General features: G+C 40.8%; 25 protein-coding genes. 22 read left to right on the forward strand and 3 right to left on the reverse strand.

All coding sequences use genetic code 11. The features are described 5' to 3' along the window. The first annotated feature begins 7 nt into the window (after window positions 1–7). The 18 genes from CXM95_RS07565 to CXM95_RS07650 all read left to right on the forward strand — a co-directional run bounded on the left by CXM95_RS07565 (window position 8) and on the right by CXM95_RS07650 (window position 18,923). Window positions 8–1,345 (forward strand): sensor histidine kinase, encoded by a 1,338-nt coding sequence (locus CXM95_RS07565; protein ID WP_061054025.1) that lies wholly within the window; start codon window positions 8–10, stop codon window positions 1,343–1,345. Window positions 1,346–1,472: 127 nt separating this feature from the next. Further along, window positions 1,473–3,302: a translational GTPase TypA gene (gene typA / locus CXM95_RS07570; protein WP_005236363.1), complete on the forward strand. Its 1,830-nt coding sequence runs from the start codon at window positions 1,473–1,475 to the stop codon at window positions 3,300–3,302. Between the two features lie 244 nt (window positions 3,303–3,546). Further along, on the forward strand, window positions 3,547–4,914 hold the full coding sequence (rlmD, locus tag CXM95_RS07575) for a 23S rRNA (uracil(1939)-C(5))-methyltransferase RlmD (RefSeq protein WP_010749606.1): 1,368 nt from the start codon (window positions 3,547–3,549) through the stop codon (window positions 4,912–4,914). Between the two features lie 424 nt (window positions 4,915–5,338). Further along, a complete protein-coding gene (locus tag CXM95_RS07580; RefSeq protein ID WP_086317323.1) occupies window positions 5,339–7,000 on the forward strand; it encodes a phosphoenolpyruvate carboxykinase (ATP) in 1,662 nt (553 codons plus the stop codon). Between the two features lie 74 nt (window positions 7,001–7,074). Beyond that, complete coding sequence (locus CXM95_RS07585; protein WP_008381416.1) at window positions 7,075–7,503, forward strand: VOC family protein; 429 nt, start codon at window positions 7,075–7,077, stop codon at window positions 7,501–7,503. A 331-nt stretch (window positions 7,504–7,834) separates the two neighbouring features. Continuing rightward, the gene (locus tag CXM95_RS07590; RefSeq protein WP_008381415.1) at window positions 7,835–8,665 is read left to right on the forward strand and encodes a prenyltransferase; all 831 of its coding nucleotides are present in this window, start codon (window positions 7,835–7,837) and stop codon (window positions 8,663–8,665) included. 107 nt (window positions 8,666–8,772) lie between these two features. Beyond that, window positions 8,773–9,465 (forward strand): response regulator transcription factor, encoded by a 693-nt coding sequence (locus CXM95_RS07595; RefSeq protein ID WP_008381414.1) that lies wholly within the window; start codon window positions 8,773–8,775, stop codon window positions 9,463–9,465. After that, on the forward strand, window positions 9,458–10,441 hold the full coding sequence (locus tag CXM95_RS07600) for a sensor histidine kinase (RefSeq protein ID WP_008381413.1): 984 nt from the start codon (window positions 9,458–9,460) through the stop codon (window positions 10,439–10,441). Before CXM95_RS07595 ends, CXM95_RS07600 begins: the two co-directional genes overlap by 8 nt. Window positions 10,442–10,534: 93 nt before the next feature. After that, window positions 10,535–11,293 (forward strand): ABC transporter ATP-binding protein, encoded by a 759-nt coding sequence (locus tag CXM95_RS07605; RefSeq protein ID WP_101698956.1) that lies wholly within the window; start codon window positions 10,535–10,537, stop codon window positions 11,291–11,293. A gap of 3 nt (window positions 11,294–11,296) precedes the next feature. Beyond that, window positions 11,297–13,270, forward strand: coding sequence for an ABC transporter permease (locus CXM95_RS07610; RefSeq protein ID WP_101698957.1), 1,974 nt, complete (start codon window positions 11,297–11,299; stop codon window positions 13,268–13,270). A 302-nt stretch (window positions 13,271–13,572) separates the two neighbouring features. Beyond that, window positions 13,573–14,256 (forward strand): M23 family metallopeptidase, encoded by a 684-nt coding sequence (locus CXM95_RS07615; protein ID WP_101698958.1) that lies wholly within the window; start codon window positions 13,573–13,575, stop codon window positions 14,254–14,256. Window positions 14,257–14,398: 142 nt separating this feature from the next. Further along, complete coding sequence (locus CXM95_RS07620) at window positions 14,399–14,935, forward strand: CDP-alcohol phosphatidyltransferase family protein (RefSeq protein ID WP_005236344.1); 537 nt, start codon at window positions 14,399–14,401, stop codon at window positions 14,933–14,935. 140 nt (window positions 14,936–15,075) lie between these two features. Then, window positions 15,076–16,059 (forward strand): serine hydrolase domain-containing protein, encoded by a 984-nt coding sequence (locus CXM95_RS07625; protein WP_101698959.1) that lies wholly within the window; start codon window positions 15,076–15,078, stop codon window positions 16,057–16,059. Between the two features lie 268 nt (window positions 16,060–16,327). After that, window positions 16,328–16,693 carry a hypothetical protein gene (locus CXM95_RS07630; RefSeq protein WP_005236340.1) on the forward strand — a complete coding sequence of 122 codons (366 nt, stop codon included), beginning with the start codon at window positions 16,328–16,330 and terminating at the stop codon, window positions 16,691–16,693. A 171-nt stretch (window positions 16,694–16,864) separates the two neighbouring features. Then, entirely contained in the window at window positions 16,865–16,996 is a 132-nt protein-coding gene (locus CXM95_RS19100; RefSeq protein ID WP_008381400.1) for a hypothetical protein, read from the forward strand. A 231-nt stretch (window positions 16,997–17,227) separates the two neighbouring features. Next, window positions 17,228–17,692, forward strand: a complete 465-nt coding sequence (locus CXM95_RS07640; protein WP_086338144.1) for a hypothetical protein — start codon at window positions 17,228–17,230, stop codon at window positions 17,690–17,692. Window positions 17,693–17,735: 43 nt separating this feature from the next. Further along, window positions 17,736–18,194 (forward strand): DUF3788 family protein, encoded by a 459-nt coding sequence (locus CXM95_RS07645; RefSeq protein WP_086338145.1) that lies wholly within the window; start codon window positions 17,736–17,738, stop codon window positions 18,192–18,194. 315 nt (window positions 18,195–18,509) lie between these two features. Then, the gene (locus tag CXM95_RS07650; RefSeq protein ID WP_086338146.1) at window positions 18,510–18,923 is read left to right on the forward strand and encodes a VOC family protein; all 414 of its coding nucleotides are present in this window, start codon (window positions 18,510–18,512) and stop codon (window positions 18,921–18,923) included. Window positions 18,924–19,010: 87 nt separating this feature from the next. Here the strand turns inward: CXM95_RS07650 and CXM95_RS07655 are convergent, their stop codons facing one another. Further along, entirely contained in the window at window positions 19,011–19,895 is an 885-nt protein-coding gene (locus CXM95_RS07655) for a LysR family transcriptional regulator (protein ID WP_086338147.1), read from the reverse strand. Between the two features lie 341 nt (window positions 19,896–20,236). On the opposite strand from CXM95_RS07655, the gene CXM95_RS07660 reads away from it, so the two are divergent. The 4 genes from CXM95_RS07660 to tnpA all read left to right on the forward strand — a co-directional run bounded on the left by CXM95_RS07660 (window position 20,237) and on the right by tnpA (window position 23,121). Continuing rightward, complete coding sequence (locus CXM95_RS07660) at window positions 20,237–21,208, forward strand: alpha/beta hydrolase (protein WP_199559947.1); 972 nt, start codon at window positions 20,237–20,239, stop codon at window positions 21,206–21,208. Between the two features lie 124 nt (window positions 21,209–21,332). Beyond that, window positions 21,333–21,842 (forward strand): cyclophilin-like fold protein, encoded by a 510-nt coding sequence (locus tag CXM95_RS07665; RefSeq protein ID WP_016613361.1) that lies wholly within the window; start codon window positions 21,333–21,335, stop codon window positions 21,840–21,842. Window positions 21,843–21,864: 22 nt separating this feature from the next. Then, window positions 21,865–22,434: a sugar O-acetyltransferase gene (locus CXM95_RS07670; protein ID WP_005236324.1), complete on the forward strand. Its 570-nt coding sequence runs from the start codon at window positions 21,865–21,867 to the stop codon at window positions 22,432–22,434. A gap of 234 nt (window positions 22,435–22,668) precedes the next feature. Next, window positions 22,669–23,121 (forward strand): IS200/IS605 family transposase, encoded by a 453-nt coding sequence (gene tnpA / locus CXM95_RS07680; RefSeq protein WP_008382269.1) that lies wholly within the window; start codon window positions 22,669–22,671, stop codon window positions 23,119–23,121. A gap of 119 nt (window positions 23,122–23,240) precedes the next feature. Here the strand turns inward: tnpA and CXM95_RS07685 are convergent, their stop codons facing one another. Together CXM95_RS07685 and CXM95_RS07690 are read right to left on the reverse strand one after the other, a co-directional pair. Continuing rightward, complete coding sequence (locus tag CXM95_RS07685) at window positions 23,241–24,695, reverse strand: flotillin family protein (RefSeq protein ID WP_008381386.1); 1,455 nt, start codon at window positions 24,693–24,695, stop codon at window positions 23,241–23,243. Window positions 24,696–24,720: 25 nt separating this feature from the next. Beyond that, the gene (locus CXM95_RS07690) at window positions 24,721–25,266 is read right to left on the reverse strand and encodes an NfeD family protein (protein WP_101698961.1); all 546 of its coding nucleotides are present in this window, start codon (window positions 25,264–25,266) and stop codon (window positions 24,721–24,723) included. Window positions 25,267–25,620: the final 354 nt, after the last annotated feature.

Below are 25,620 nucleotides of genomic sequence, written 5' to 3' on the forward strand. Positions count from 1 at the left end.
AGCAATTTTGTCCCCGTATCAACTATCAGAAACTCCAGGTATTTTTTATGCGATCGCTTATTGGATGAGTACCTTACTTTTCGTATTACTGACGAAAACAGAGAAGCTAACCAAGAAAAAAATTGGGCGGGTCTTTGTATTCCTTTTGATCTTGTATCTGCATATGGAAATCATCAATGCCGATGTCTCACAAGTCTATTTTATTCCGATCATTATAATTTCAGCACTTATAATGTTTCTATTTCTTTTTACCACTGCTGAGATTCCGTGGAAAAATGCCTTGTATTTCACTGCACGGGCATTTATCGTAGGTGAATTTGCTGCATCACTCACGTATCAAATCTACTATTTCCTTGTACTGGATTTCAAAGTTTCCTTCGATTATATCGGGACCTATGCGTTTATTTTTTTGGGATGCAGTATGCTGTTAGGCCTTTTGTACAAATTGGAAAAACGATTTGTGATCGAAAGTGCCGAACAAGTGATCACCTATCGAGAAATCACTTCGGTGATGATTATCGTGATCGTTGTTTTCACCATGAGCAATATCAGCTATGTGTATCAAAATACTCCTTTTAGTGGCAGCATGGCTAGAGATATTTTTAATATTCGAACGATGGTGGATTTTGGGGGAGTGGCGCTGCTGTTTGCCTACCACGTTCAATTGAATGAAATGAAACAAAAATTTGAGGTTCAGAAGTTAGAAAGCTTGCTAAAAAATCAAATGATCAATTATCAAACCTCGGAAAGAAGCATTGAGATCATTAATCAAAAGTATCACGACCTGAAACACTTGATCAATATTTTGAAAAATGATCCTCTCTCGCAGGAGACACAGGATTATTTGGCTGTCATGGAAAAAGAAATCAACTCGTATGACTTAAGGATGGACACTGGCAATAGTGTGTTAGATATTGTTTTGACAGGAAAACAAATCTTTTGTCAGAAAGAAAAAATCACCTTCACCGTGATTGCAGATGGGGCAAGCCTTTCTTTTATGAATTCAGTGGATATCAGTACGCTTTTTGGTAATATTATCGACAATGCCATTGAAAGTGTCCGCAAAATCACCAAAGAAGATAATCGCTTGATTCAATTGAAAATCAGCCGTAAAGGGGAGATGCTTTTGATCTGCCTAGAAAATCGCTACGAAGAACCCTTAACGTTTGAAAACGGCTTGCCGATCACTACCAAGAAAGACAAACATTTTCATGGGTATGGATTAAAAAGTGTCCGCGAAACGGTGAATAAATACAAAGGAACGATGGTGATCCAAACAGAAGATGGCTGGTTTGAACTGAAATTGCTGTTTCCCGTAAGGCATTCTATGCCAAAACGAGGATAAATTGGAGCAGATATCGCTAAGATGTCTGCTTTTTCTGTAAAAATGAAAACTTTGCACTATATTTCAGAAAGAAATTCTGGTATAATGGCTTGTCGAGTGCAATGTCACCAAAAAAGGAGTTTATAAATTGAATATTAGAAATGATATCCGCAACGTCGCTATTATTGCCCACGTTGACCACGGAAAAACTACATTAGTTGATGAATTATTGAAACAATCCCAAACGTTAGATAGCCATACCCAATTACAAGAACGGGCGATGGATTCAAATGCGATCGAAAAAGAACGTGGCATCACGATCTTAGCGAAAAATACAGCGGTTGAATACAACGGTACAAAAATCAATATCATGGATACCCCAGGACACGCGGACTTTGGTGGTGAAGTAGAGCGGATCATGAAAATGGTCGATGGTGTTGTTTTGGTTGTTGATGCTTATGAAGGAACGATGCCTCAAACACGTTTCGTATTGAAAAAAGCGTTGGAACAACACTTAGTGCCAATCGTAGTTGTCAACAAAATCGACAAACCATCTGCTCGTCCTGAGCATGTTGTCGATGAAGTCTTAGAACTATTTATCGAATTAGGTGCCGACGATGACCAATTGGACTTCCCAGTGATCTACGCTTCTGCGATTAACGGAACTTCAAGTGAATCAGATGATCCTGCTGATCAACAAAAAACGATGGCACCATTGTTTGATACGATCATCGAACATATTCCAGCGCCAATCGACAACAGCGACGAACCATTGCAATTCCAAGTATCATTGCTTGATTACAATGACTACGTTGGACGTATCGGTATTGGCCGTGTCTTCCGCGGATCAATCAAAGTCGGCGACCAAGTTGCATTGATGAAATTAAACGGAGAAGTTAAAAAATTCCGTGTGACGAAACTTTTCGGTTTCTTCGGTTTGAAACGTTTAGAAATCCAAGAAGCCAAAGCCGGTGATTTGATTGCCGTTTCTGGGATGGAAGATATCTTCGTTGGTGAAACTGTTACACCAATCGATCATCAAGATTCATTACCTGTTTTACACATTGATGAACCAACTTTGCAAATGACCTTTATCGTGAACAATTCACCATTTGCGGGTCGCGAAGGAAAATTCGTAACCGCTCGTAAAATTGAAGAACGCTTAATGGCGCAATTGCAAACAGACGTTTCATTGCGTGTGGATCCAATCGGACCTGATTCATGGATCGTTTCTGGACGTGGCGAACTTCATTTGTCAATTTTGATCGAAAATATGCGTCGTGAAGGCTTTGAATTGCAAGTTTCTCGTCCAGAAGTTATCGAACGCGAAATCGATGGCGTGAAATGCGAACCATTTGAACGGGTGCAAATCGATACCCCAGAAGAATACATGGGATCAGTAATCGAATCATTGGGAATGCGTAAAGCAGAAATGCAAGATATGATCAATACAGGGAATGGACAAGTACGGATCATTTTCTTGGCACCAGCTCGTGGCTTAATCGGTTACACGACAGAATTCCTATCAATGACTCGCGGCTACGGCATCATGCACCACACCTTCGATCAATATTTGCCAATGATCCAAGGACAAATTGGTGGCCGTCATCAAGGTGCACTTGTATCGATCGATACAGGAAAAGCAACGACTTACTCGATCATGAGTATTGAAGAACGTGGAACGGTCTTCGTTGAACCAGGTACCGAAGTGTACGAAGGAATGATCATTGGTGAAAACTCTCGTGACAAAGACTTAACGGTCAATATCACGAAAGCAAAACAAATGACCAACGTCCGTTCAGCAAACAAAGACCAAACCTCAGTTATCAAGAAACCTCGTATTCTTTCTTTGGAAGAATCACTGGAATTCTTGAATGATGATGAATACTGTGAAGTAACACCAGAAAGCATTCGTTTAAGAAAACAAATCTTGAACAAGAGCGAACGGGAAAAATCACAGAAAAAGAAAAATAACTGATAACTAAAACAGTGATCAAAAGTTTTAAACACTTCTGATCTGTTCGATTTTCCGAAGGATGGAAAAGGGATTGCTCCTGTGTTGCAGCGGCTCTTCGCCGCAGGACCCAGAAAAAGCAATCAGCCGATTTCCCTCCTTCGGTTCTTTTTTGCTCGAAGTCAAGTTGAACCGTTAGAATAAGCACCGCTTGCAATTTCGGCCATTCCTTTTTAAAATGAAGAAAGCAAGCACAAAGGAGAAATCTATGAAAAATTATCCTGTTAAAAAGAATCAGGAACTTGAAGTTGATATTTTGGATCTTTCCCATGAAGGAAATGGGATCGCCAAAGTCGATGGGTACTTATTATTTATTGAAAACACCCTGCCAAATGAACGTGCCTTAGTCAAAGTGTTGAAAGTCGGCAACAAATTTGGTTTTGCCAAAGTGATGAAATTGTTGCAAGCAAGTCCTGATCGGCAAGAATTGCCGAATGAAGCATTGTTGCGCACCGGGATCGCTCCATTGAGTCATTTGAGCTATGACAAACAATTAGCCTTCAAACAGCAGCAAGTAGAGAATGTTTTGGCTAAAATCGCCAAATTGCCTGAAATCACAGTCAATGCGCCAATCGGAATGGAAAAACCATTTGGTTACCGCAACAAAGCGCAAATCCCTGTGCAAAAAATCCATGGGGAATTAACGACTGGATTTTACCGCAAAAACAGCCATACTCTGGTACCGATCGAAGACTTTTATATTCAAGATCCAAACATCGATCAAGCAATCATCAAAGTCAGAGATATTTTGCAGCGGTTCAACGTCAAAGCCTACAATGAAGAAGCCCATGAAGGGTTCTTACGCCACATTGTCGTTCGTCGTGGGCATCACTCAGGTGAAATGATGGTCGTATTAGTGACACGTAAACCGAAATTCTTCAAAGGAGAAGAAATCGCGGAAGTGATCCACGAAGAGATTCCAGAAGTTGTTTCTGTCATTCAAAACATCAATGAAGAAAAAACCAATGTGATCATGGGGGAATTCGAGCGTGTGTTGTATGGCAAGTCATCGATCGATGATCAATTATTAGGTAAAACCTTCCAAATCTCAGCGAAATCTTTCTACCAAGTCAACACAGCGCAAACAGAAGTCTTGTATCAAACCGCCTTCGAGATGGCGCAACTGTCTGAAAATGATGTCGTTGTGGATGCTTATGCAGGAATCGGAACGATCGGGATTAGTTTGGCTGATCGCGTGAAAGAAGTGTTAGGGATGGAAGTCATTCCTGAAGCAGTGAACGATGCCAAAGCCAATGCCAAAAGAAATGGTGTCGAAAACGTGCATTACTTTATCGGTAAAGCCGAAAAAATCATGCCGCAATGGCTACGCGAAGGCATTCAACCGACAGTCGTCTTCGTTGATCCACCTCGCAAAGGTTTAGATGCTAGCTTTATCGAAACGACTGCTGCGGTTAAACCAGAGCGCATCGTTTACATTTCCTGCAATCCAGCAACCTTGGCTCGTGATCTCGCGTTGTTTGCGGAAGAAGGGTATGTGACAAAAGAAGTTCAACCTGTAGATTTGTTCCCACAAACGACCCATGTGGAGTGTGTCGTGTTGTTAGAACGTGGTTAAGAAACAACAAGTTTTTTTCAGCAATTTTGATTTTGAATTCTTTTTATGGTAAATGTCATAAAATCTTACGATAGCAAAGTTACTAGAGAAAGCAAGTCAATTGAGAAATAAGCAACTAAAACCCATCTGTCTATCTAGTTACGTCGATTGTGACGTTTAGAATGGATGAAATATAAAACCAGAAACTGGAACAGAAAGACATTCTTTTTTGTTCCAGTTTTTTTGTTCTTTCTCACTAATGATGAGCGGGGACAAAATCAATGCAAAAAGCAGTGAAGCTACAAATATGCAGACAGCCAAATCCTTTAACAAAATGGTTTGTCGGCAATTTATAGTTAATGTGTATAAAAATATGGCGTGTGGTGATTAGAAAGTATTATAATAAACGTAGTGAATAGAAAATTTTTGTTAGGAGGGATTACACATGGCAACGATTCGTGCATTTTCACACAAAGAGATTACACCGCAGAATACGCATTTGTCGAGTTTTAAAGTGTTGATAGAGTCAGCTTTTTATGGGAACAATGTCACTTGGATTCATGATCTAGCCACGGCCTATTGCTTAGCAAAAGAATCTTCTGGTGCTATTCTTACGGATATGCGGGTCACACACACCAAGGAGTTAGGACTACCAGAGGATGCTAAAGTCATCGTGTTTAATGACGGAAAAGTTGTTGGACGGACAGCGGCAGCTCGACGCATCATCGGACATCCCGGGATTGATCGAAAATTGTATGAAGGGATTTTAAGAGATGCTTTATTTCAAGGGACACGTAAAAAATTCTATGGCGGTGAAGTTGTTGTAGGGTTAGACGAAGCGTTTATGGTCAAAGCACACCTGTTGCTACCAGAGTACTATGAAACCAATTTTTATTCTTATTTGTTGAATTTTCAAATGCTGACGAAATCATGGCAGGAAAGGTATCAACACTCCAAGAACTATCCAGAGACAGATATATTCTTGTACGCTGATCCGGACTGGACACATCCTGATTTTCCCTATGGGCTATCTCTCTTTGATCCTGAACACAATGTTGCGGCAGTCTTAGGCTTAAACTATTTTGGTGAATTGAAAAAAGCGACATTAACTTTGGCTTGGGCTACCGCGCATCGCAATGGCTTTGTGGCGTGTCATGGAGGAATGAAGCAATATCAGCTACCGAATCGAACATTTACGATGGCTGCTTTTGGTCTTTCAGGATCAGGAAAATCGACCATTACATTGGCAGAACATGATGGCAAATATGATATCAAGGTTCTGCATGACGATGCGTTTGTGATCAATCAAACAAACGGTGCGTCCACTGCTCTGGAGCCTTCTTATTTTGATAAAACGCAGGATTATCCATTAACCAACCCAAATGTCCGCTACTTTATCACCTGTCAAAATGTTGGGGTTACTTTAGACGAGGAAGGAAAGAAGGTGCTTGTGACCCAAGATATTCGTAACGGGAATGGTCGAACCGTCAAGTCACGGTATGTCACACCTAACCGGGTGGATCATTTAGATTCGCCGATCGATGCAGTATTTTGGATCATGAAAGATGACACGCTACCTCCTGTAGTAAAAATTGACGATCCGATTTTAGCCGCTGTTTTTGGTTTGACCTTAGCTACGAAGCGCACGACAGCTGAACATGTTGTCGAGACCACGGATATAGATAAACTGGTCATCGAGCCTTATGCCAATCCATTTAGAGTCTATCCTTTAAAAGAAGATTTTGCCCATTTCATGAACTTATTCAAAGAAAACCAAACGGCTTGTTATATTCTAAATACAGGCTTTTACAAAGACAAGAAGGTCACACCTGAAGTCACGCTGACATCGATTGAAAAAATTGTGAAAGGCGAGGCCAATTTTAAGAGGTTTGGTGAAATCACAGAAATGAGTTACCTGCCAGTAACAGGGTTCGAAGTCGATTTTCAAGATGCCTCCTATGTTGCTCATTTAAGAGAGCGGATGCAAGGACGGCTGGACTTTATTTTGGCTCAAGAAACAGAAAATGATGGCTATAATAAGTTGCCTAAAGAGGTAGCAAAGGCAATGGGAAATGTGATTTCTACATTAAATGAGCTTCCTGGCTAATCCCATTGAATCAAACTTCCGCAAGCGGCTTTTCTTCCTGAAACACTTATTTTGTTAGCCAGAAAGGAGCGATTATGAACATTCAGTTTCACCATATCCAAATCACAGTCAATGATGTAAAAAAAGCAGAAGGTTTTTATGATCAATTATTTGCACTATTAGGTTTCGACCTTCAGAAGAAATATTCTGGGTATTTAGAACATGCCGATATGGAAGTAGTAGAATATATAGGGGATTCATTTGATTTCGGTATTTGTTCCCCACGAAAAGAATGGAAGAAGGAGAAAATCGATTCAAGAAAACCTGGCTCGGTTCAGCACATGGCGTTTAAGGCGGAAAGCCGCGAAGTAGTAGATGCGATCTTTCCCAAAATAAAAGCCTTAGGGGTAAAGATCCTTCACGATCGACCAATGGAGTACAAAGAGCGCATCGCTCCTAACTACTATGCCTTATTCTTTGAAAGCCCAGAAGGCATTCGTTTTGAACTATTTCATTATGCCTGATTCCTTTAACTAGAAGAGTGTGGCATTAAATTATTGCGTGAGCGCGTTCTTATTAAGGTGATCTTTCATTAAGGGGCTAGCATAATCAGGCGAGTTTAGAGAGAAACTTTTTTAGAACCTGTCATCAGGAAAATCTGAACACTCTTGTTTTAAGTACGTCCATCCTGAAAAACTCGTTGGTTCCTAAAATTTATTTGGACAATTCGAATACAAAAATCTAACTCATGTGTTGAAAAACGTCGATTTTATCTTTCTAGAAGCTGTTGCATTGTGGGTCAATAAGGATTGTTGCGTTGATTGCAGGGCACTTAAGAAATGGAGGAGGAACAATATGGATCAGACGGTTCAGCAAGATATCGAAGCGATCATTTCCCGTCAATATGATCTTGGCGCCGATTTATGGTCGACGCCAGACCATAAATTACTGAAAGGAGCACCCTTTACAACCTTAGAGTGTCCTCATTATTTGCTTGAACTTGGTATGTCGCCTGAGGAGAACTTATTAAAAGAGACCGCTGCATTGATCTTTCAAGGATGGAGAGAAGATGGCAGATTTAAAATTTCGCCATCAGGGGGGATTTATCCCTGTCATACAGCGCTGGCTTTGCGAACGCTGTGTGCTCTTGGTTACGCAAGGGACCCGCGGCTACAACAGACCTTTCACTATTTTCTTGCTACTCAGGAAACAGATGGCGGCTGGAAGTGCAATAAATACAGTTTTGGTCGCGGCCCGGAGACCCGCTATTCAACCCCGATGACGACGTTAACGGTCCTTGATGCCTTTCGATATACTCATGATCGTGAACAGATGGAAACACTTAATCAAGCAATCGAATGCTTGCTTGCTCATTGGGAGATTCGTCAGCCAATCAGTCCCTGTCATTACGGAATGGGCACATTGTTTATGCAGACAGAATACCCCTTTAGAGGGTACAATCTTTTTTATTATCTGTATGTCTTGTCTTTTTATCCTTCTGCCAGAAAAGACGCACGGTTTCTGGAGGCTTTGCAGCAGTTTGAATCGAAAGTTAAAAATGGCAATGTTATTGTAGAACGGGTTGTACCAAAACTGGGGAAACTGAATTTTTGTAAAAAAGGACAAATTAGTTCCTTCGCCACCCGACGGTACCAAGAAATCCTTGCTCACTTAGCAGAAGATTAAGGAAAAAACAGTCCTTTGGAATGTTCCTCCATCTAGACGATTCTTTTTCTTTTCTGGTACACTGTCTCTAAAGAACCGACCGAATAATCAACAGAGGGGAGAAAGACATGCAAAAAATCTATCTGGTTGAAGATGATGCGACGATCGTCTCTGTTTTAGCCGATTATTTGCAGCAGTGGGGATACGAATGCCATTCGGCCAAGAATTTTGCTGAACTCTTGCAAGAGTTTCACGACATCAAACCTGATCTCGTTCTTTTAGATATCTCCTTGCCTTATTACAATGGGTATCATTGGTGCCAAGAAATTCGCAAGGCGTCAGAAGTACCGATCATTTTTCTTTCGTCGATGGATCAGCAGATGAATCAAATCATGGCGATGAACATGGGGGCGGATGATTATTTAACAAAACCCTTTGATTTAGCCTTCGTTTTGGCAAAAATCCAAGCGTTGCTGCGGCGCAGCTATCAGTATAGCCACCAACAAGCGCTGACCTTTGACATAGGGCAAGTAACCTTTTATCCAACAGAAAATATATTAAAAAATCAGGGGGAACAGTTGCCGCTTTCTCCAAATGAAGCTCGGATTCTTTCCTTGCTTTTGCAGCATCGAGGGAAGATCGTAGCCAAAGAGACCATCATTGAAATGCTCTGGAATAGTGAAGAGTTCATCGATAACAATACATTAGCAGTCAATATGACTCGTTTGCGAAAAAAATTGAGCCAGATCGAACTATCCGATTTGATCCAAACGGTAAAGAATAAAGGCTATTTGATAGAAAAGGAACACGCCTATGACTAATGTGAAAGAATATTTCGTGTTGTATGGAAAGTTTTATCTCGTTTACCTGCTATTTAGTGCGGGTCTACTAGGGTTATTCTTTCTTCACAGCCTTCCATTAGAACCCTTCATTGACTATGCGGTTTTTTCAGGGGTGATTTTAGGAGGTCTTTCCCTTTTTCATTATTTTCGTTACGCACAAAAAAGAAAGCAGCTACAGCATTTATTAAGAAAAGAATGTATGACGGAAGCGGCGTTGGCGTTCTTGCCTGCCACTCGAAATCGTTTAGAAGACGAATACCAAGCCCTTCTAAGGCAGCTGGCAAAAGAAAAAACGCTGTCCGATTACAAAGCAACCATGAAAAATGAAGAAATTTATGAAGATTTCGGTTTGTGGCTTCATCAAATCAAAACACCTCTAGCGGCGCTAGATCTTTTGGTGCAAAGCGATTCGTTGTCACCGACGGAGGTCAAAGCGGAATTATTTAAGGTGAATGATTACTTGCAAATGATGTTGAATTATTTACGACAAAATTTAGCCAATGAAGATTTTGTCTTTGAGTCGATTGCTTTAGCGCCCCTTGTTCGTCAAACGATCAAAAAGTATGCCTTGTTTTTCTCGAAAAAGAATCTGCAACTGGACATGGCGGTGGATTTGACGGTGACATCCGATCGAAAGTGGCTCGTTTTTATTTTTGAACAGGTTCTTTTCAACAGCTTGAAGTATACCGAAACCGGTGGCATCAACGTTTTCACTAAAGACAATGCCTTGGTGATCCAAGATAGCGGCATTGGTATTCGTAAGGAAGACTTGCCGCGGGTTTTTGAGAAAGGATATACGGGACAAAATGGTCGCTTTCAGCAACGAGCGAGCGGGCTAGGCTTATATATGAGTCAACAAGCGGCTGAAAAAATCGGCTGCCGTTTAGCGATTGATTCTGAAGTGGGACAGGGAACCATCGTCACACTTCATTTTCCCACCACAAATAACCGATAGCCGCAAACTTTCAACACTGTAAGTTTGCGGTTTTTATTGTAAGTCGCTTTTTTCTGCCAGTCAGCTTATTCTAAAAAGGAAGGAGGGAACAAGATGACACTTTTAAACATTCAACAAGTAAAAAAAATCTATCAAAGCCAGCTGAATGGGCAACCCGTCGAAGCGTTGAAGAATATAACCTTTAAGGTAGAAGAAGGGGAATATGTAGCCATCATGGGGGAATCAGGTTCGCGGAAGAGTACGCTACTGAACTTGATGGCGACGTTAGACCAACCGACAGCGGGTGAGATGCAGCTGAATGGCATCGATTTGACCACCATCAAAGAAAAAGATGCAGCAAGTTTTCGACGGGATCACTTAGGCTTTGTCTTTCAAGACTTTAATTTATTGGACACTTTTACGGTAAAGGACAATATTTTATTGCCATTAGTTTTATCGAAAGTTTCCGTCAAACAAATGGAATTGCAGCTTCAGCCTATTGTACAAACTTTAGGGATCGCCGATTTATTGCAGCATTACCCGTATGAATTGTCTGGCGGACAAAAGCAACGTGTTGCCGTCGCACGAGCGATCATCACAAAACCAGAACTGCTATTAGCAGATGAGCCAACCGGAGCGCTGGATTCGAAAACCTCTGATCAACTACTGACATTATTTCAGCAGATCAATCAAAACGGACAGACGATCGTGATGGTCACCCACAGTTCGATCGCAGCCAGTCGCGCACAACGCGTCTTGTTTATCAAAGACGGGTATGTATTTCACCAGTTGTATCGAGGAGAACGGAGTGATACCGCTTTTCTAGAAGCAATCGCCGAAACAATGACTGCTGTTTTTGCGAAGGAGGAGTAACGAATGTTCTTTCAAAAAATCGCCTTCTCCAATTTACGTAAAAATGCCAAAGCCTACACACCCTTTTTAGTATCCATGAGTTTCTTGGTAGCTGTTTTGATGATGACGCAAATCATCGTGAACAATCCGGGGATGAAGGAACTTCCTAGTAGTCAAAGCGCCATTTTCATGTTTCATTTAGGAAATATCATCCTGATGATCTTTGCGGCGATCTTTTCCTTTTACACCAATAACTTTTTGATCAAGCAGCGAAAAAAAGAATTTGGTCTCTACAATGTTTTGGGACTAGGAAAACGCGAGATAGCCTTCGTGGTCTTTTGGGAACTCTTTTACAGTTTTCTTATTAGTCTTGCGGCCGGGTTGATCAGCGGCTTATTGTTTGCACGATTAGGATTTTTGATTCTGAAGAAAATCTTAGCCGTAGGTGAATTCTTTGTTTTTAAACTTTCATTTGAGAGCATTGGATTTGTGATCCTCTATTTTATGTGCGTGTTTGGTTGTCTATTTTTATTTGACCTGTTGCAAGTACGCAAAACCAATCCACTTCAATTACTACAGGGAAGCAAGCGTAATGAAAAAGAGCCTCGCGCGAAAGGCATTTTAGCACTATTAGGTGTCCTTTGTTTAGTGGCGGGCTATACGATCTCTGTGACGATCAAGTCTCCCATCAGTGCCTTAGGCCTGTTCTTTGTCGCCGTCATCCTCGTAATCTTGGCTACCTATCTGTTGTTTATTGCTGGTAGTATCAAAGCATTGCAGTTTTTAAGAAAACGAACGACCTATTATTATCAAACGACCCATTTTATCAATATCTCTACCATGCTGTATCGGATGAAGCAAAATGCGGCTGGTTTAGCAAGTATTTGTATTTTATCAACGATGGTGTTAGTGACAGTTGCTACGACCGCCAGTCTTTACTTTGGACAAAAGAATGTGATCGAAACTCGTTTTCCATACGATGTTCAAATTGAGTCAGCGGCTGATTCCCAGCAAATCAACACAGTGATTGATGGACTTGAAGAGAAGCTAACGATCAAAGAGCGCCAGCAAGTCACTACAACAAGACCATTGCTTTTTACCTTTGAGGGCCTAAACTTTGTTCCTTCAACCACTTTTGAAGAAAATAGTGATAGTTTAGATAAAGCCGTGTACCTTACTTTTCTTACCAGGTCTGAATACCATGAAATCAGTGGGAAAACAGGACCTGCTGAAGGTGAATTATTTGTTTTTCCCGCAACTTGGACCCAACAAGCATTACCAGAAAAGACCACGATCGATGATCGTCAATTTCGTTTGCGGGAATTGAAGGAACTGCCAACATTCACGAAAACAGAAAACCCGGTTCAGCATCTTGTTCTTGTGGCGGATGATCAGTGGCTTACTGAAAAGCTAAGCTCTTGGTATCAAAAAGAAGATTTTCAACTTTACCAGCAACCAATGACAACAACAGTCTTTAATTTTCAAGCAGCAGAAGCAAGCGATCGCGAAGCGATCGCAAAAGAGATTCGCAGCGAACTTCTGGCAGCAGATGCTCATGCGAGCGTTCAGTCAAAAGATCTTTTTGAAGGTGAGACCAAAACCTTTACCGGCGGCTTCTTCTTCTTAGGCTTGATTTTTGGTGTGGTCTTTATTTTAGCTGCCGCATTGATCATTTATTATAAACAAGTTTCCGAAGGGATGGAGGACAAAGAACGCTTCGAGATCTTGCAAAAAGTTGGGTTAAGCCATAAGGAAGTCAAACAAGTGATCCAGCAGCAAGTCTTGATGATTTTCTCATTTCCATTGGCGGCAGCGATCATCCATCTCGCATTTGCTTTGCCGATGATTCGGAAGTTGTTGCTTCTTTTTGGTCTGACAGATCGCAACTTATTGATCACGGTATCGATTATCTCTGTTCTGCTGTTTACAATGATCTATTTAATGGTGTATTTCATCACTGCAAGAGTCTACTACCGATTTGTGGAGCGAAAACAATAGCCGTTAAAAAAAGTTAGTCGAACGAGTCGTCACCGACAGGACCTACAGTAAAATAGAATGTGAGAACGCCTCATCCATGAAGCGACTTCTAGAAGTTAGAATTTTTGATCTAACTTTTTGGAATCACTATATGATTGAGGTGTTTTTTTTTAGCTACTCCTATTAGCCCACTTTTTTAGAGTTGAAAAAAAGGCTTAGGTGACCTATAGTGAAAAGGAGTAAAGCACAGGTATAGATTGCCGCGAGGCTGATAGTCATTTCCAAATAAAAGAGATCATTTGATCCAAAAAGGAGAAAGTCCTATGAAAGAGCAGTCGATAACCATTGAATTTCCCTTAAGAGGTGAGTGGCTTGCGCCGACTACACCGGCCAAGAAGATTCCTAGTCATGGCACCGATCGAATGGGGTTACGTTATGCGTTTGATTTTTTACAAGTCGATTTTGAGGGTAAAACAAAAGCTTTTCACGACCGAAGCTTTCTGCGCTATTTCTTCTTAGGAGTTCCCCTTGAGAACTGTTATTGTTGGGGCAAAGAAATCTATGCGCCCTGTGATGGTGAAGTGATTGTTGTAAGAGAGGGCTATCAGGAACGCAAAGTCGTTCATTGGGTTGTCGATTTTTCGATCGCTTTAAAAAATGGCTTGTTTTTTAATGAACAAAAAGATGAGTATCAACAAATAGCTGGCAACTACATTGTGATAAAAGCTTCTGAGGGCGTATATATGGCATTCGTCCATTTGCAAAAAGGATCCATCAAAGTTTCCGTAGGACAAAAAATCACCAAAGGGATGGTGATTGGCAATGTCGGGCATTCCGGCAATTCGACTTCGCCTCATCTGCATTTTCAAGTGATGGACAGTAACGATATCGCCCATGCAAAAGGGCTGCCTTGCCGCTTTGAAGAATACGAGGTTTACCGAGCAGGACGATGGATAAAAGTTCGGAATCAGATACCAGATAGTACAGAACGGATACGATTTTTATAGGAGCATTAGGGACTAGCTGTGAGACTTTGATAGGGGGCATCGCCGAAATGCTTAGAAGAAAGAACATTTTAATGTTTCTGAGCTTCTTTAAAAAACTTGCAACAATCTTAGGTATTCAGAAAATGTATTTCAGGGGGAACAAATGAAGCAATTACCCAATATCATTACTACTTCTCGACTGATTCTAGCACCACTTTTACTATTCCTTCAGCCAATGTCTGGCTGGTTTTGGCTGCTTTATTCCTATTGTTTTTTAAGTGACCTTGTCGATGGGCTACTAGCAAGAAGGATGAACCTCACGAGTGAGGTCGGTGCCTTACTAGATAGTTTCGCAGATGTAAGCTTTTTTCTCGCTGTCTTTCTTTCTTTTCTACCGCAGCTTTTGGAAACCCAAACGATCATGGTTTGGATCTTGGTGATCGCTATCATCCGCTTCGTCAGTTATCTGATTGGCTATGTAAAATTTCAGTCTTTTAGCAGTCTGCATACATGGCTCAACAAAGCAGTCGGATTTCTTTTATGTATTTTTCCATTGCTGCTCATAATATTCCATGAAAGAATTGTTGTCTTGATTTTGGGAGTCATCGGCACTATTTCAGCATTAGAAGAATTGCTGATAACGATACTCGCAAAAAAACTGGATAGAAATCAAAAATCGATATTCGAAAGTTTTATGTAAGGTACCTCTATCATTGAGGGCCTTTTTTGTTTGTTCCTCTGAAGTAGTCTTTTAAAAGTCCTTTCAAAAACAATTTTAAAAATAACATTGAAAACAATTTTTAATGGTACTATGCTTATCTTTGAAGGGAGGCTTCACAAATGAACAGACAAGAACTGCATGCATGTATCAGTAAAAAACAGCCCAATATTTGCCAAATTTCTGCCTACCAAAATGGAAAGGAAGTTTACTCGGATGAATGGCATGAGTATAAGCCAGACGATACTTGCCACCTTATGTCCGCTACGAAAAGTATCGTTTCTCTACTAGTCGGAATAGCGATAGATCAAGGCCTCATCAGGAGTGTCAATGACAAAGTACTCGATTATTTTCCAGACTATTCCGTAAAACGGGGCGAAAAAACGATTCACGATATTACCATCAAACACCTATTAACGATGCGAGCCCCGTATAAATGCAAAGGTGATCCATGGACAAAAGTTTGTTCGAGTGACGACTGGACCAGCGCCTCCCTTGATTTATTGGGAGGAAGAAAAGGAGTGACAAATGAATTCAATTATCAAACCGTTTGTCTGCAGATCCTCACTGGTTTGTTAGCGAAAGCTTCTGGAATGACGACCGTTGATTATGCGAACCATTATTTATTTCGCCCTCTTGGTGTAGCCGAAATAACCAATTATTATGCGAAAACGGCACAAGAACATAAGCACTTTACAATGAGCAAGGCACCAAAAAAACCAGTTTGGTTTTGCGATCCTTTAAATATTGGGGCGGCAGGTTACGGGCTATGCCTTTCAGCAAAAGATTTAGCCAAAATCGGTGAGCTATGCTTGAACCAAGGCATCCATCAAGGGAAACAAGTGATTTCCTCACAATGGCTCACTGAAATGGTCAATCCGCTAGAGACAAACATAGAGAAATTTCAAAACATGAGTTATGGATATTTGTGGTGGATTTTGGATACTGAGAAAAGCACCTATGCCGCCATCGGTAATAGCGGAAATGTCCTTTATATTGATCCCGAATCAGATTGCGTCATTGCTATTACGGCTTATTTTAAGCCAACTGTCTTTGATCGAATCGACTTTATCGAGACAGAGCTAAAACCGTTCCTTTTGCAATAATGAGCGTTAAGAAAAAGCAGTCTACTGTCAAAAGTTGATTGCTTTTTTTGTAGGCGAAAGCTTTATGATCCTTTTAATGACTATGGCAAGCAGGTGACTACGGATAAAGCTTGGCTGCTAGTCTTTTATGAATTTAAAATCTAGCAATTTGATCCCGCATATAGGAGGCCAAATCAATAATAAACGGAAGATAAATGAGAAATGAATAAAATGACCAAACTATCAACGGCGTAAACTTGGTATACTATAATTGAGAAGAAAATCACAAGTGAAAGGAGCGGTCGGAGTGTTTTCAGAAATCAGTATTTATCAAGTAAAACCAAGTGAAGTCGATACCTTTGAAGCAATCATGCAGGAAGCAACAGAGGCAATGAAGGCCATGGAGGGGGCTTTGTTCTTTCGATTAATGAAACGAACCCATTACATTAAAGAAATGAGCACCATCAAGGAAGGACGCCTGCCTGATCCATTGACAAGAGTCATAAAATGTGTGAAATATGCCCACTATTGGGAGTTTGATACCGAAGAAAACTATGGCAAAGCCCAAAAAAGGCTGTATGAAAGCTATTGGAAAGCAATCGAGAAATGTTTGATCGTTCCCCACGACAAGCTTTTAGGGGAAGTGATTGAGTGATCGTTTTAGTATCGGATGCTCTTCAGATGAACGGACTTTTTGTTGCAACTGTTTAGAAATTATAGGGAAAAATACAACGGGATGTTAAAAAGTCATTCGAATGTTGAATCGACGACTATTAGTTGTTTAAATGCTCTGTTTCTTGAGGGAATCGGAAAGGAGGAACACACGATGGGACAGGTTGCATTTCATAACTTATACAAATTAATAAAAGGTGCTTCAACAGCAGAATTTGTTCCAGTCGTTGAACAATTCAACCGTGAATACATTTTCAAACAAAGAGGATACCTTTCTTTTGAATGATTAGTAGATTGAGAAATTTGGGCTGACATCACCAAGTTCGAAACGAAAGAAGATGCGGAAACATTTGACCAATGCGGTATCCCAGATGCCTTTGCACAAATGTTTTTATTCATTCATCAATCGAAACAGTTGCAGCTCTCACCTATACACGATTGAAAAAATGTTCCAATAACCATTCAGCATGGAATGGACAACGCTAAAAAACAATTCATATGAAAAGAGGAACTTCTTATGACAAAAACAGCAGAATGGTATCAAGGAAAAGCTGGGCGGGCAGAACATTTGGTCTATTTAAATAAGGAAGCCAAAGAGCTTGAGAAACTGATTCATGGCGACAAAACAATGATCATTCGGGGGGCAGCTGGCAGAAAATCACCCTTAGGAGGAAGAGCCAAAATCAACGATCTTGTTTATTTTGTGGAGACCGGCGGCGATTTGACCATCGCTCATCGGGGCATCATTGCCAATGTGACTGAATCTGAAAAGATGACGAAAGAAGAATCCATAGATTTTGTAGAACGCTATGAAAAAGAGTTGAATCTATCGAAAAAGCAAGTCGATCGTTGGGCAGGGAAAAAGTATCTAGCGGTCTATGAAATCGCTGAATTAGAAGAAATAACGCCATTTCAGTACAATCGTGAAAAAAATATGGATGATTGGGTCATCACTGATGATATCAACAAAATTAAATTGTAACGTAGCAAAAACCTAAAAAAAGCGCAAGGAGTTGAGCGAAAGGATGGAAGGCAAAGAGCAATTGTTTCGAGACAAAAACGTGAAACCAACAGAGCAACTGATTGCGGAATCACTGGGTGAGGGATATGCCATTTATCAACGTTTTGTCGAAACGCTTGAAAACGAGGGCATCTCTCTTATGGATTGGCGCTATTACCAAGATGGAAAAGCGTGGTTGTCCAAAGGTGAATACAAATGGACAACGACTCGTGGGACGAATAAAGTGAAACCAATTTTTTGGCTTTCGATGTGGGAGGGCTTCTTCAAAGTCTCCTTTCACTTTAGCGAGAAAGTCCGAACACAGTTATTGTCTCTACCAATCAGTGATGACACAAAAGAAAGGATTCATAAAGCGCCGACCAATGGCACGAAAATGAAGTTTTTTTCTGTGATTTTTGATGTCGCTAATCCATCACTCTTTGAAGATATCACCGAATTGATCGTGTTCAAAAAAAATAAATAAAGTAAGAGTAAGATTTATTTAACTTGGCTAGTCTGATTTTATTGCATCTATCAAAAAGGAATCTTTGTTATAGTTTACCCATTTTTAGGTTTAGAAAAGTAAAAGTCAATCAGAAGACTTTAAGTTTATTACATTTCATCTGATTGATTTTTAATATAAGTAACTATTGGGAAAACCAACGCTAATTTTGATTAGATTGTCGAATGGAATTCACAATACAATAAATTTTATTCGATAAATATGCTATTATGGTTAACATATGCTTTAATTACTTTAAATAGATAAAAGACACATTCGAAAAGGAGAAAAGACAAATTGACCATTCAACGAATCACAGCTTGCGTTCAAGTCAAAGGAGACTATCAGAAGTGTTATGAATTTTATACGGAAAAAGTCGGCTTGGTACCAACTTATGGCGATGAGTCAGGTCCTTATACAAGCTTTGCATCGAAGAAAGAGGAGGCGCCTTTTTTTGGTATGTTCCAAGTGGATGCCGTGATCGATCAAATGGAGGGCTACCCGATTTCAGAGAATCGGATTTCATCTGATACGCTTTCGGCAACATTTCATACTACGGATTTTGAAGAAGATTATACGAGAATGAACAATGCTGGTGTAGTGTTTGAAGTAAGTAAAACCGTTTTGGGGGAAGGGGACCAAGCTTTTCATGTTGCTTATTTCCGCGATCCAGAAGGAAATTTGCTAAGCTTGGAGGATGGCGGTGTCTAAAGAGTTCACATCCAAAATGAATCAGAAAAAACGTAAAGAAAGATTTATCTCATAGTTGTTTTGAGATAAATCTTTTTTTATTTGAAATCATTCTACTGTAAAGCGTTCCTTCATCCGCTCCAAGAAAAGTCCAGAAGCTTTTGAAAAAACTTGGGTGTTTTTCCAAATGACGTCAAGGTTTGATTCCAGTGCTGGGCTCAATTTTCTAAAACACAATTGGCTATCTGGGGCGAAGTTGACTAGTTTATCTAGAGTCAATCCGTAACCGACACCTTCTTCTACCAGCTTTGATGCATTGTAAACAAGGTTATATGTGGCGACGACCGTCAATTTTTTCAGGTCTTTTTTCAACCATTTAGAAAGTTCACTGCTGACCAAACTTTGTCGCGAAGTAATCAAGGGAACGTCCCAGAGATCTTTTGGGGTAATGACTTCTTTGACAGCTAGAGGACTGTCTTTTCGCATCAACACGCCCCAGGTATCTTTGGCAGGTAAGCGTAAGGAATGGTACTTTTTGACGTCTGCTGGACTGATTACGACACCAAAATCCAACAATCCTTTATCCAATCGTTCTTTGACCTCATCGGCGTTGCCGCTATAAAAGTGAAATTTGATGTTGGGGTATTCAGCTTGGATTTCTTTGATGATTGCTCCTAGCAACTGAATCACATAAGTTTCTCCAGCTCCGATCGATACATTGCCGGCGATCGTATCTCGAGGCGACAAAAATTCTGAGCGGGTCTTTTCTAATAATTCTACGATTTCTTCCGCCCGTTTACGAAACAACAGTCCGTCTTCTGTTAGTGTGATTTTGCGATTGCCTCGGGTGAACAACGTCACGCCTAATTCTTTTTCTAGCTCCATCAATTGTCGGGACAAGGAAGGTTGAGAAAGATGCAGATGTTTTGCGGCAGCCGAAATTGTCTCTTTTTCTGCAACTGCTAAAAAGGTGGTCAGATTTTTTAATTCCATTTAAAATGCTCCTCTTGCTATTCGTATAATGAATAGTTAGGTATTTGATATTGATATTTTACATGGAAAAGACCGCGAAGTACAATAGATTTAATCCGAGAATCACTCTTTTGATCTATGAGTTACCGGTAATCAACAAAAGATCAAAAGAGAAAAGGAGTTGTATATGTCGCCCTAAGGTACAGGATGATTGACCATGAAAGAAGGCGAATGAAATGAAAAATTGGCAAAAAAAGACACTTGTATCACTATTGATGCTAGCACCACTTATTTTAGGTGCTTGCAGCAGCAATAACGAGGCGGCAAACGAAGCAACACAAGCCAGTTCAGGAGGAGAAACGATGACAGAAAATGTTTCATTTACAGATGAATGGGACAAAGTTTTCCCAGAAAGTGACACGGTGAATCACCGAAAAGTAACTTTTGAAAATCGCTACGGCATCACTTTAGTTGCTGATCTTTATGAACCAATTGATGCGCAAGGATCACTTCCAGCAATCGCGGTTAGCGGACCCTTTGGGGCAGTCAAAGAACAGACATCTGGTCTATATGCCCAAACGATGGCTGAACGAGGTTTTGTTACGATCGCTTTTGATCCTTCATACACAGGCGAAAGCGGTGGGGAACCACGCTATGTGGCATCACCAGATATCAATACAGAAGACTTTCAGGCAGCAGTCGATTTTTTGTCAGTCCAAGAAAATGTAGATGAAGAAAGAATCAGCTTGATCGGAATTTGCGGTTGGGGCGGGATGGCATTGAATGCCGCAGCCATTGATACCCGTGTGAAAGCGACGGTTTCCGCCACGATGTATGACATGTCGAGAGTCAATGCTCAGGGGTATTTTGATGAGATGGGGGCTGAAGGACGTCATGAATTGCGCCAACAGCTGAACGCCCAGCGGACCGTTGATTTTGCTAACGGTAGCTACGAAAGAGCAGGTGGAGTGCCAGATACACTACCGGAGGATGCACCGGTCTTTATGCAAGATTATTTTGATTACTACAAAACGGAACGCGGCTATCATGAACGTTCGTTAAATTCCAATGACGGTTGGAACATGACATCATCGCTGTCGTTCTTAAATATGCCGCTCTTGTCGTATATCGATGAGATCCAAAGCGCCGTTTTATTACTCCATGGAGAAGAAGCCCACTCTCTTTACTTCAGTCAAGACGCCTTTGAGCAATTACAAGGCGATAACAAAGAGTTGACGGTCATTCCTAATGCTTCGCACGTTGATCTATATGATCAAACAGACGTAATTCCTTTTGATCAAATGACCCAATTCTTCCAAGAACATTTGAACTAAATAGCCACAACGATCTTCACGACTGTTCGGTCACTCTGCCTCTGCTGAGCAGTCGTGTTTTTTTGAAAATACGCATTCAGTTGCCCGCTTCTACATAGAATCATCACCAGAAAGGAGCGAAGAGATGCTTATAAAATTGATATCCGCTATTTTGCTGTTCTTATTAAGTGCCTGTGGGACAAGCGAAACAGAGAGAACCAATATGCAATCCGCTAACGAAACTTCATCGGAAGCTAGCCAAGAGAATGTCCAGCAGTTTTCAGCAGCAACAGCTGTCGTCATTACGGTTGGTCAACAGAATTTTCTAGCGAAGTTTTATGAAAATGAGGTGTCTGAGCACCTAATGAATCAAATGCCCTTTACGGTGACAATGAGTGATTTGAACAACAACGAGAAATATTATCGTTTTTCTGAGAATTTGCCAGAAATGACTACAGAACGGCCGGAGATCATTCACGAAGGAGAAATCATGAGCTGGAATAGTCATACGTTGGTGCTGTTTTATCAGACCTTTACCAATTCTTATGGTGGCTATAATCGTATCGGTGTCATTGAAGATCCGACGGGGTTAAAAGAAGTACTTGGGGCGGAAGACGTAGAGGTTATTTTTTCGTTAAGAAATCCTCGTGAATAACAAATGAATAGGAGAAAAACACATGACGATCGATCAATTAAACAAACTCATGGCAAGTGGCGAACCCTTACTTGCCGGTTCGCAAGCTTCCAAACAAATGGTAGCTCTGAGTGCTAAGGCGAGAAAAATCACGATGAAAATCAATACAGTCTACCATGAGTCTGATGAGTTACAAGAACTTTTTGCCCAATTAACAGGAAAACCAGTTGAGCCGACTTTTTCGCTGTTTCCACCCTTTTATACAGATTATGGCAAGAATATCAGCATTGGCAAAGATGTCTTTATCAATGCGGGTTGTCATTTTCAAGACCAAGGAGGGATCACGATCGGTGATGATACCCTAATTGGGCATAACGTTGTTCTAGCTACCTTGAATCATGGCCTTCACCCTGAAGATCGTAGCACGCTTTATCCAGCCCCCATTACGATTGGGAAGAATGTCTGGATTGGCTCAAATGCAACGATCGTTGCCGGTGTGACCATCGGTGACCATGCGATCATTGCTGCTGGGTCGGTGGTGACCAAAGATGTCGCTGAGCGCACGATCGTGGCTGGTGTACCTGCAAAATATGTCAAAGAGGTTACTGAGTAAGCATAATAGCAATGAGTAAGAAAAAAACTGCTGTTCGCCTTGTCGCTTGTAAAGCGATGAAGACGAACAGCAGTTTTCTTATTAATGACTTTAGTCAGTTTCGTTCGCGTAGCGTACGAAACAAAAAAACCGCGCGTTTCTACGCGTGGACGAAATAGCTTTAGCGATAAAAAACTCCTTTCGATATACTAATAGTGGCTACCAACCGCATATCAGATCTAAAGGAGTTTTTTTATGTCTAACGACGATAAAAGTTTAGCACATACCAGATGGAATTGTAAGTATCACATAGTCTTCACCCCGAAGTATCGACGAAAAGTGATTTATGGAAAGTTAAGAGTAAGTATTGGTCAGATATTAAGAAAATTGTGTGAGATGAAGGATGTTGAAATCATTGAAGCTCATGCCATGCCTGACCATATTCATATGTTAGTAAGAATACCACCAAAGATTAGTATTTCTAGTTTTATGGGCTACTTAAAAGGACGAAGTGCAACCTTAATCCATGAAAAACATGCGAATTTGAAATATAAGTATGGGAATAAAAGCTTTTGGTCCAAAGGATACTACGTGAGTACGGTTGGGTTAAATCAAAAAACAATCGAAAAATATATTCGAGAACAAGAAGCAGATGATCGAATAAGAGATAGTATAAGTAAACAAGAGTATGTAGATCCATTTAAATAGTTAAAGAGAGATAGGGCTGTGAGCGGTTGGTGGTCATTTAAAAAGCCCCTTTTAAGGGGCTAGCGAGTGGTGAGCCCTTCTAGGGCTGTTAAAAAGCCACCCGTTTCACGGGTGGATATTTACTCTTGAGGCGGCTCGCTCGTAGTGGAACCGGCGAAGTTTTCAATCAACGATTTCACATCAAGACCGAGGGTTTCTTTCAACGTTTCTTGTGTGGTCGATAAGAGATTGGTGGCGTAATTGGTGACACGATTGGCACCGCCACCTTCACCTGATCCTGTATCAACGACTGAAATTTTATCGATATTGCCTAATGGTGCGGCTGCTTCTTTGACTAATTGTGGCAGGATCTCGACGATCATGCTCAGAATGGCTGCTTCATCGTATTTCTTGAAGGCTTCAGCGACTTTTTCTTTCGTTTCGGCTTCTGCCGTTCCTTTCGCCAAAGTGGTTTCGGCTTCTGCCAAACCGATCAAACGAATCTTATCGGCTTCGGCTTTTGCCAAGGACTCTGTTCGAAATTGCTCGGCTTCAGTGGTAGCTAAGGCAGATGCTTTTTTGGCTAGCGCTTCTTGTTCAAGCGCATAACGATCCGCATCGGCTTTTTTCTTGATCTCTGAATCAAATTGCTTCTCACGACGCAAGATTTCTTTTTCTTCCAATTCGATTTGTTTTTGTCGTTCAACGACTTCGACTTCAATCTCTTGTTCTCGGACTTTTTGTTTCATGATGGCACTTTGTAGATGATAGGCTTGATCGGCATCGGCTTTGGCGATGTCTTGTTCTTTCTTATAAAGCGCCAGCTTCAATTCTTTTTCCTTCAATGCTTCAGCGATTTCGGTCATGCGTTTTGATTCCGCTGTTTGCGATTCTTGTTCCGATTGGGCTTTTTTGATGCGGGTTTCTTTCAGTGCTTCAGCTTCCGCAATTTCAGCATCCCGTTTGACTTGGGCGATTCTAGGCTTTCCAAGAGAATCCAAATAGCCGTTTTTGTCTCGTACTTCTTTGATCGTAAAGGAGACAATGATCAAGCCCATTTTCGCTAGATCGACAGAGGCTACTTCTTGCACACTTTGGCTGAATTTGTCGCGATTTTGATAAATTTCTTCCACAGTCATCGAACCAAGGATCGAACGCAAATGGCCTTCTAGCACTTCCCGCGCTTCATTTTCTAATTCTTCACGGGTTTTTCCTAGAAATTGTTCCGCTGCCGTTGCAATTTCTTCCACGGATGAGCCGATCTTAATAATGGAAGTTCCGTCACACATCACGGGAACCCCTTGTTCAGTGTAGACTTCCGGCGTTGAGACATCCAGCTTGCTGGAGAGCAAACTGATTCGATTCGATCGTTGAAACACTGGCAAAACAAAGGCTCCGCCACCACGCACGATTTTGATTTTGTTGTTGCTTTCATCGGCGTGTACATTTTTGCTACCTAGATAGCTTCCGCTGATGATCAATGCTTCATCGGGCTTGGCTGTTTGATATTTCGTGACAAAGACGATCAAAAGCATTAATAAAATGAATGCCACGATGGCGATCGGGAAAACGATTGGTGATAATAGAATATCCATAGATACACCTCTTTAGTGATTTAGTTTAGTTATCCAAAAATTTTTTTTTGTAAGGAACGACGTAGCAAACTCGTTCTTTGACTTCAATAATCAAAACCTTCGATCCAGCTGCTAATGGTTCATCGATTGGTTGGAAAGCCGTAGCTGGTCGATTGCTTGAACCAGTGACACTTGTGAGTTGAATTTCGCCCATTCCTTCACAAGGAATCGGCGTCAGCACCGTTGCGATGCGACCTTCAAAATCTTTCTCAGAACTTGACAGTGTCGCTTCCGCATTTCGCATGGGAATCAGCACGTAAAAATTCAAGAGAAAAACGAGCCCTGTAGCAAGGCAGCCGCTAATGACGAAAAGTAGGAGCGAATAGCCAGACAGAAAAGTTTCTCCTAAGTAACCGAAGAGACTTGTAAAGGCAAACCATGGAATAATTAACATCGGATCGACTGGTCCGTCGAAATCGAAGATATCCCCAAACAGAAGCAGCAAAAAGGCTAAAATAGCACAGCCAATCAAAACATACAAATAAATTTGCTCAGGTGCATAAGTGTGCAGCACATATCCACCTCCTTTCAAATAGCGTGATTTGTGAGAACGACGAAAGTTAGGAGACAATCGGAAGAAGAACGAAGGAAGCAAAAGAAAGGAACAGAGATTCTGTTATAATTATACCAATAAATAATAAAAATATTCGATTTAATTAGATAAAATGATCAAATAATATAATAAATGGTGGTTTATTATTTGGGAGAAGGCAACAAAAGCACATGATTTTTTCAAGAGCCATTGACAAACAATCAAAATCAAAGTAGATTAAATCAGGGTAGTAAAAATGTCAAAAGGAACTGCTGACTCTAGACACGTAAATAGGCAGCGTTTGTTTTCTAACCCAATCGAAATAAAGTAGTTGTTCGCAAACATAAAAGAAGT

The sequence above is a fragment of the Enterococcus sp. CR-Ec1 genome (genome assembly GCF_002850555.1).
Lineage (GTDB): Bacteria > Bacillota > Bacilli > Lactobacillales > Enterococcaceae > Enterococcus_D > Enterococcus_D entomosocium.

Coding starts and splice junctions, on each gene's coding strand:
- CXM95_RS07660 (WP_199559947.1), top strand. CDS start 20,237: ATGACAGAAAATGTTTCATTTACAGATGAATGGGACAAAGTTTTCCCA.
- CXM95_RS07590 (WP_008381415.1), top strand. CDS start 7,835: ATGGATCAGACGGTTCAGCAAGATATCGAAGCGATCATTTCCCGTCAA.
- CXM95_RS07580 (WP_086317323.1), top strand. CDS start 5,339: ATGGCAACGATTCGTGCATTTTCACACAAAGAGATTACACCGCAGAAT.
- CXM95_RS07665 (WP_016613361.1), top strand. CDS start 21,333: ATGCTTATAAAATTGATATCCGCTATTTTGCTGTTCTTATTAAGTGCC.
- CXM95_RS07625 (WP_101698959.1), top strand. CDS start 15,076: ATGAACAGACAAGAACTGCATGCATGTATCAGTAAAAAACAGCCCAAT.
- CXM95_RS07605 (WP_101698956.1), top strand. CDS start 10,535: ATGACACTTTTAAACATTCAACAAGTAAAAAAAATCTATCAAAGCCAG.
- CXM95_RS07610 (WP_101698957.1), top strand. CDS start 11,297: ATGTTCTTTCAAAAAATCGCCTTCTCCAATTTACGTAAAAATGCCAAA.
- CXM95_RS07670 (WP_005236324.1), top strand. CDS start 21,865: ATGACGATCGATCAATTAAACAAACTCATGGCAAGTGGCGAACCCTTA.
- CXM95_RS07645 (WP_086338145.1), top strand. CDS start 17,736: ATGGAAGGCAAAGAGCAATTGTTTCGAGACAAAAACGTGAAACCAACA.
- CXM95_RS07685 (WP_008381386.1), bottom strand. CDS start 24,695: ATGGATATTCTATTATCACCAATCGTTTTCCCGATCGCCATCGTGGCA.
- CXM95_RS07615 (WP_101698958.1), top strand. CDS start 13,573: ATGAAAGAGCAGTCGATAACCATTGAATTTCCCTTAAGAGGTGAGTGG.
- CXM95_RS07595 (WP_008381414.1), top strand. CDS start 8,773: ATGCAAAAAATCTATCTGGTTGAAGATGATGCGACGATCGTCTCTGTT.
- tnpA (WP_008382269.1), top strand. CDS start 22,669: ATGTCTAACGACGATAAAAGTTTAGCACATACCAGATGGAATTGTAAG.
- CXM95_RS07640 (WP_086338144.1), top strand. CDS start 17,228: ATGACAAAAACAGCAGAATGGTATCAAGGAAAAGCTGGGCGGGCAGAA.
- CXM95_RS07620 (WP_005236344.1), top strand. CDS start 14,399: ATGAAGCAATTACCCAATATCATTACTACTTCTCGACTGATTCTAGCA.
- CXM95_RS19100 (WP_008381400.1), top strand. CDS start 16,865: ATGGGACAGGTTGCATTTCATAACTTATACAAATTAATAAAAGGTGCT.
- CXM95_RS07585 (WP_008381416.1), top strand. CDS start 7,075: ATGAACATTCAGTTTCACCATATCCAAATCACAGTCAATGATGTAAAA.
- CXM95_RS07600 (WP_008381413.1), top strand. CDS start 9,458: ATGACTAATGTGAAAGAATATTTCGTGTTGTATGGAAAGTTTTATCTC.
- rlmD (WP_010749606.1), top strand. CDS start 3,547: ATGAAAAATTATCCTGTTAAAAAGAATCAGGAACTTGAAGTTGATATT.
- CXM95_RS07655 (WP_086338147.1), bottom strand. CDS start 19,895: ATGGAATTAAAAAATCTGACCACCTTTTTAGCAGTTGCAGAAAAAGAG.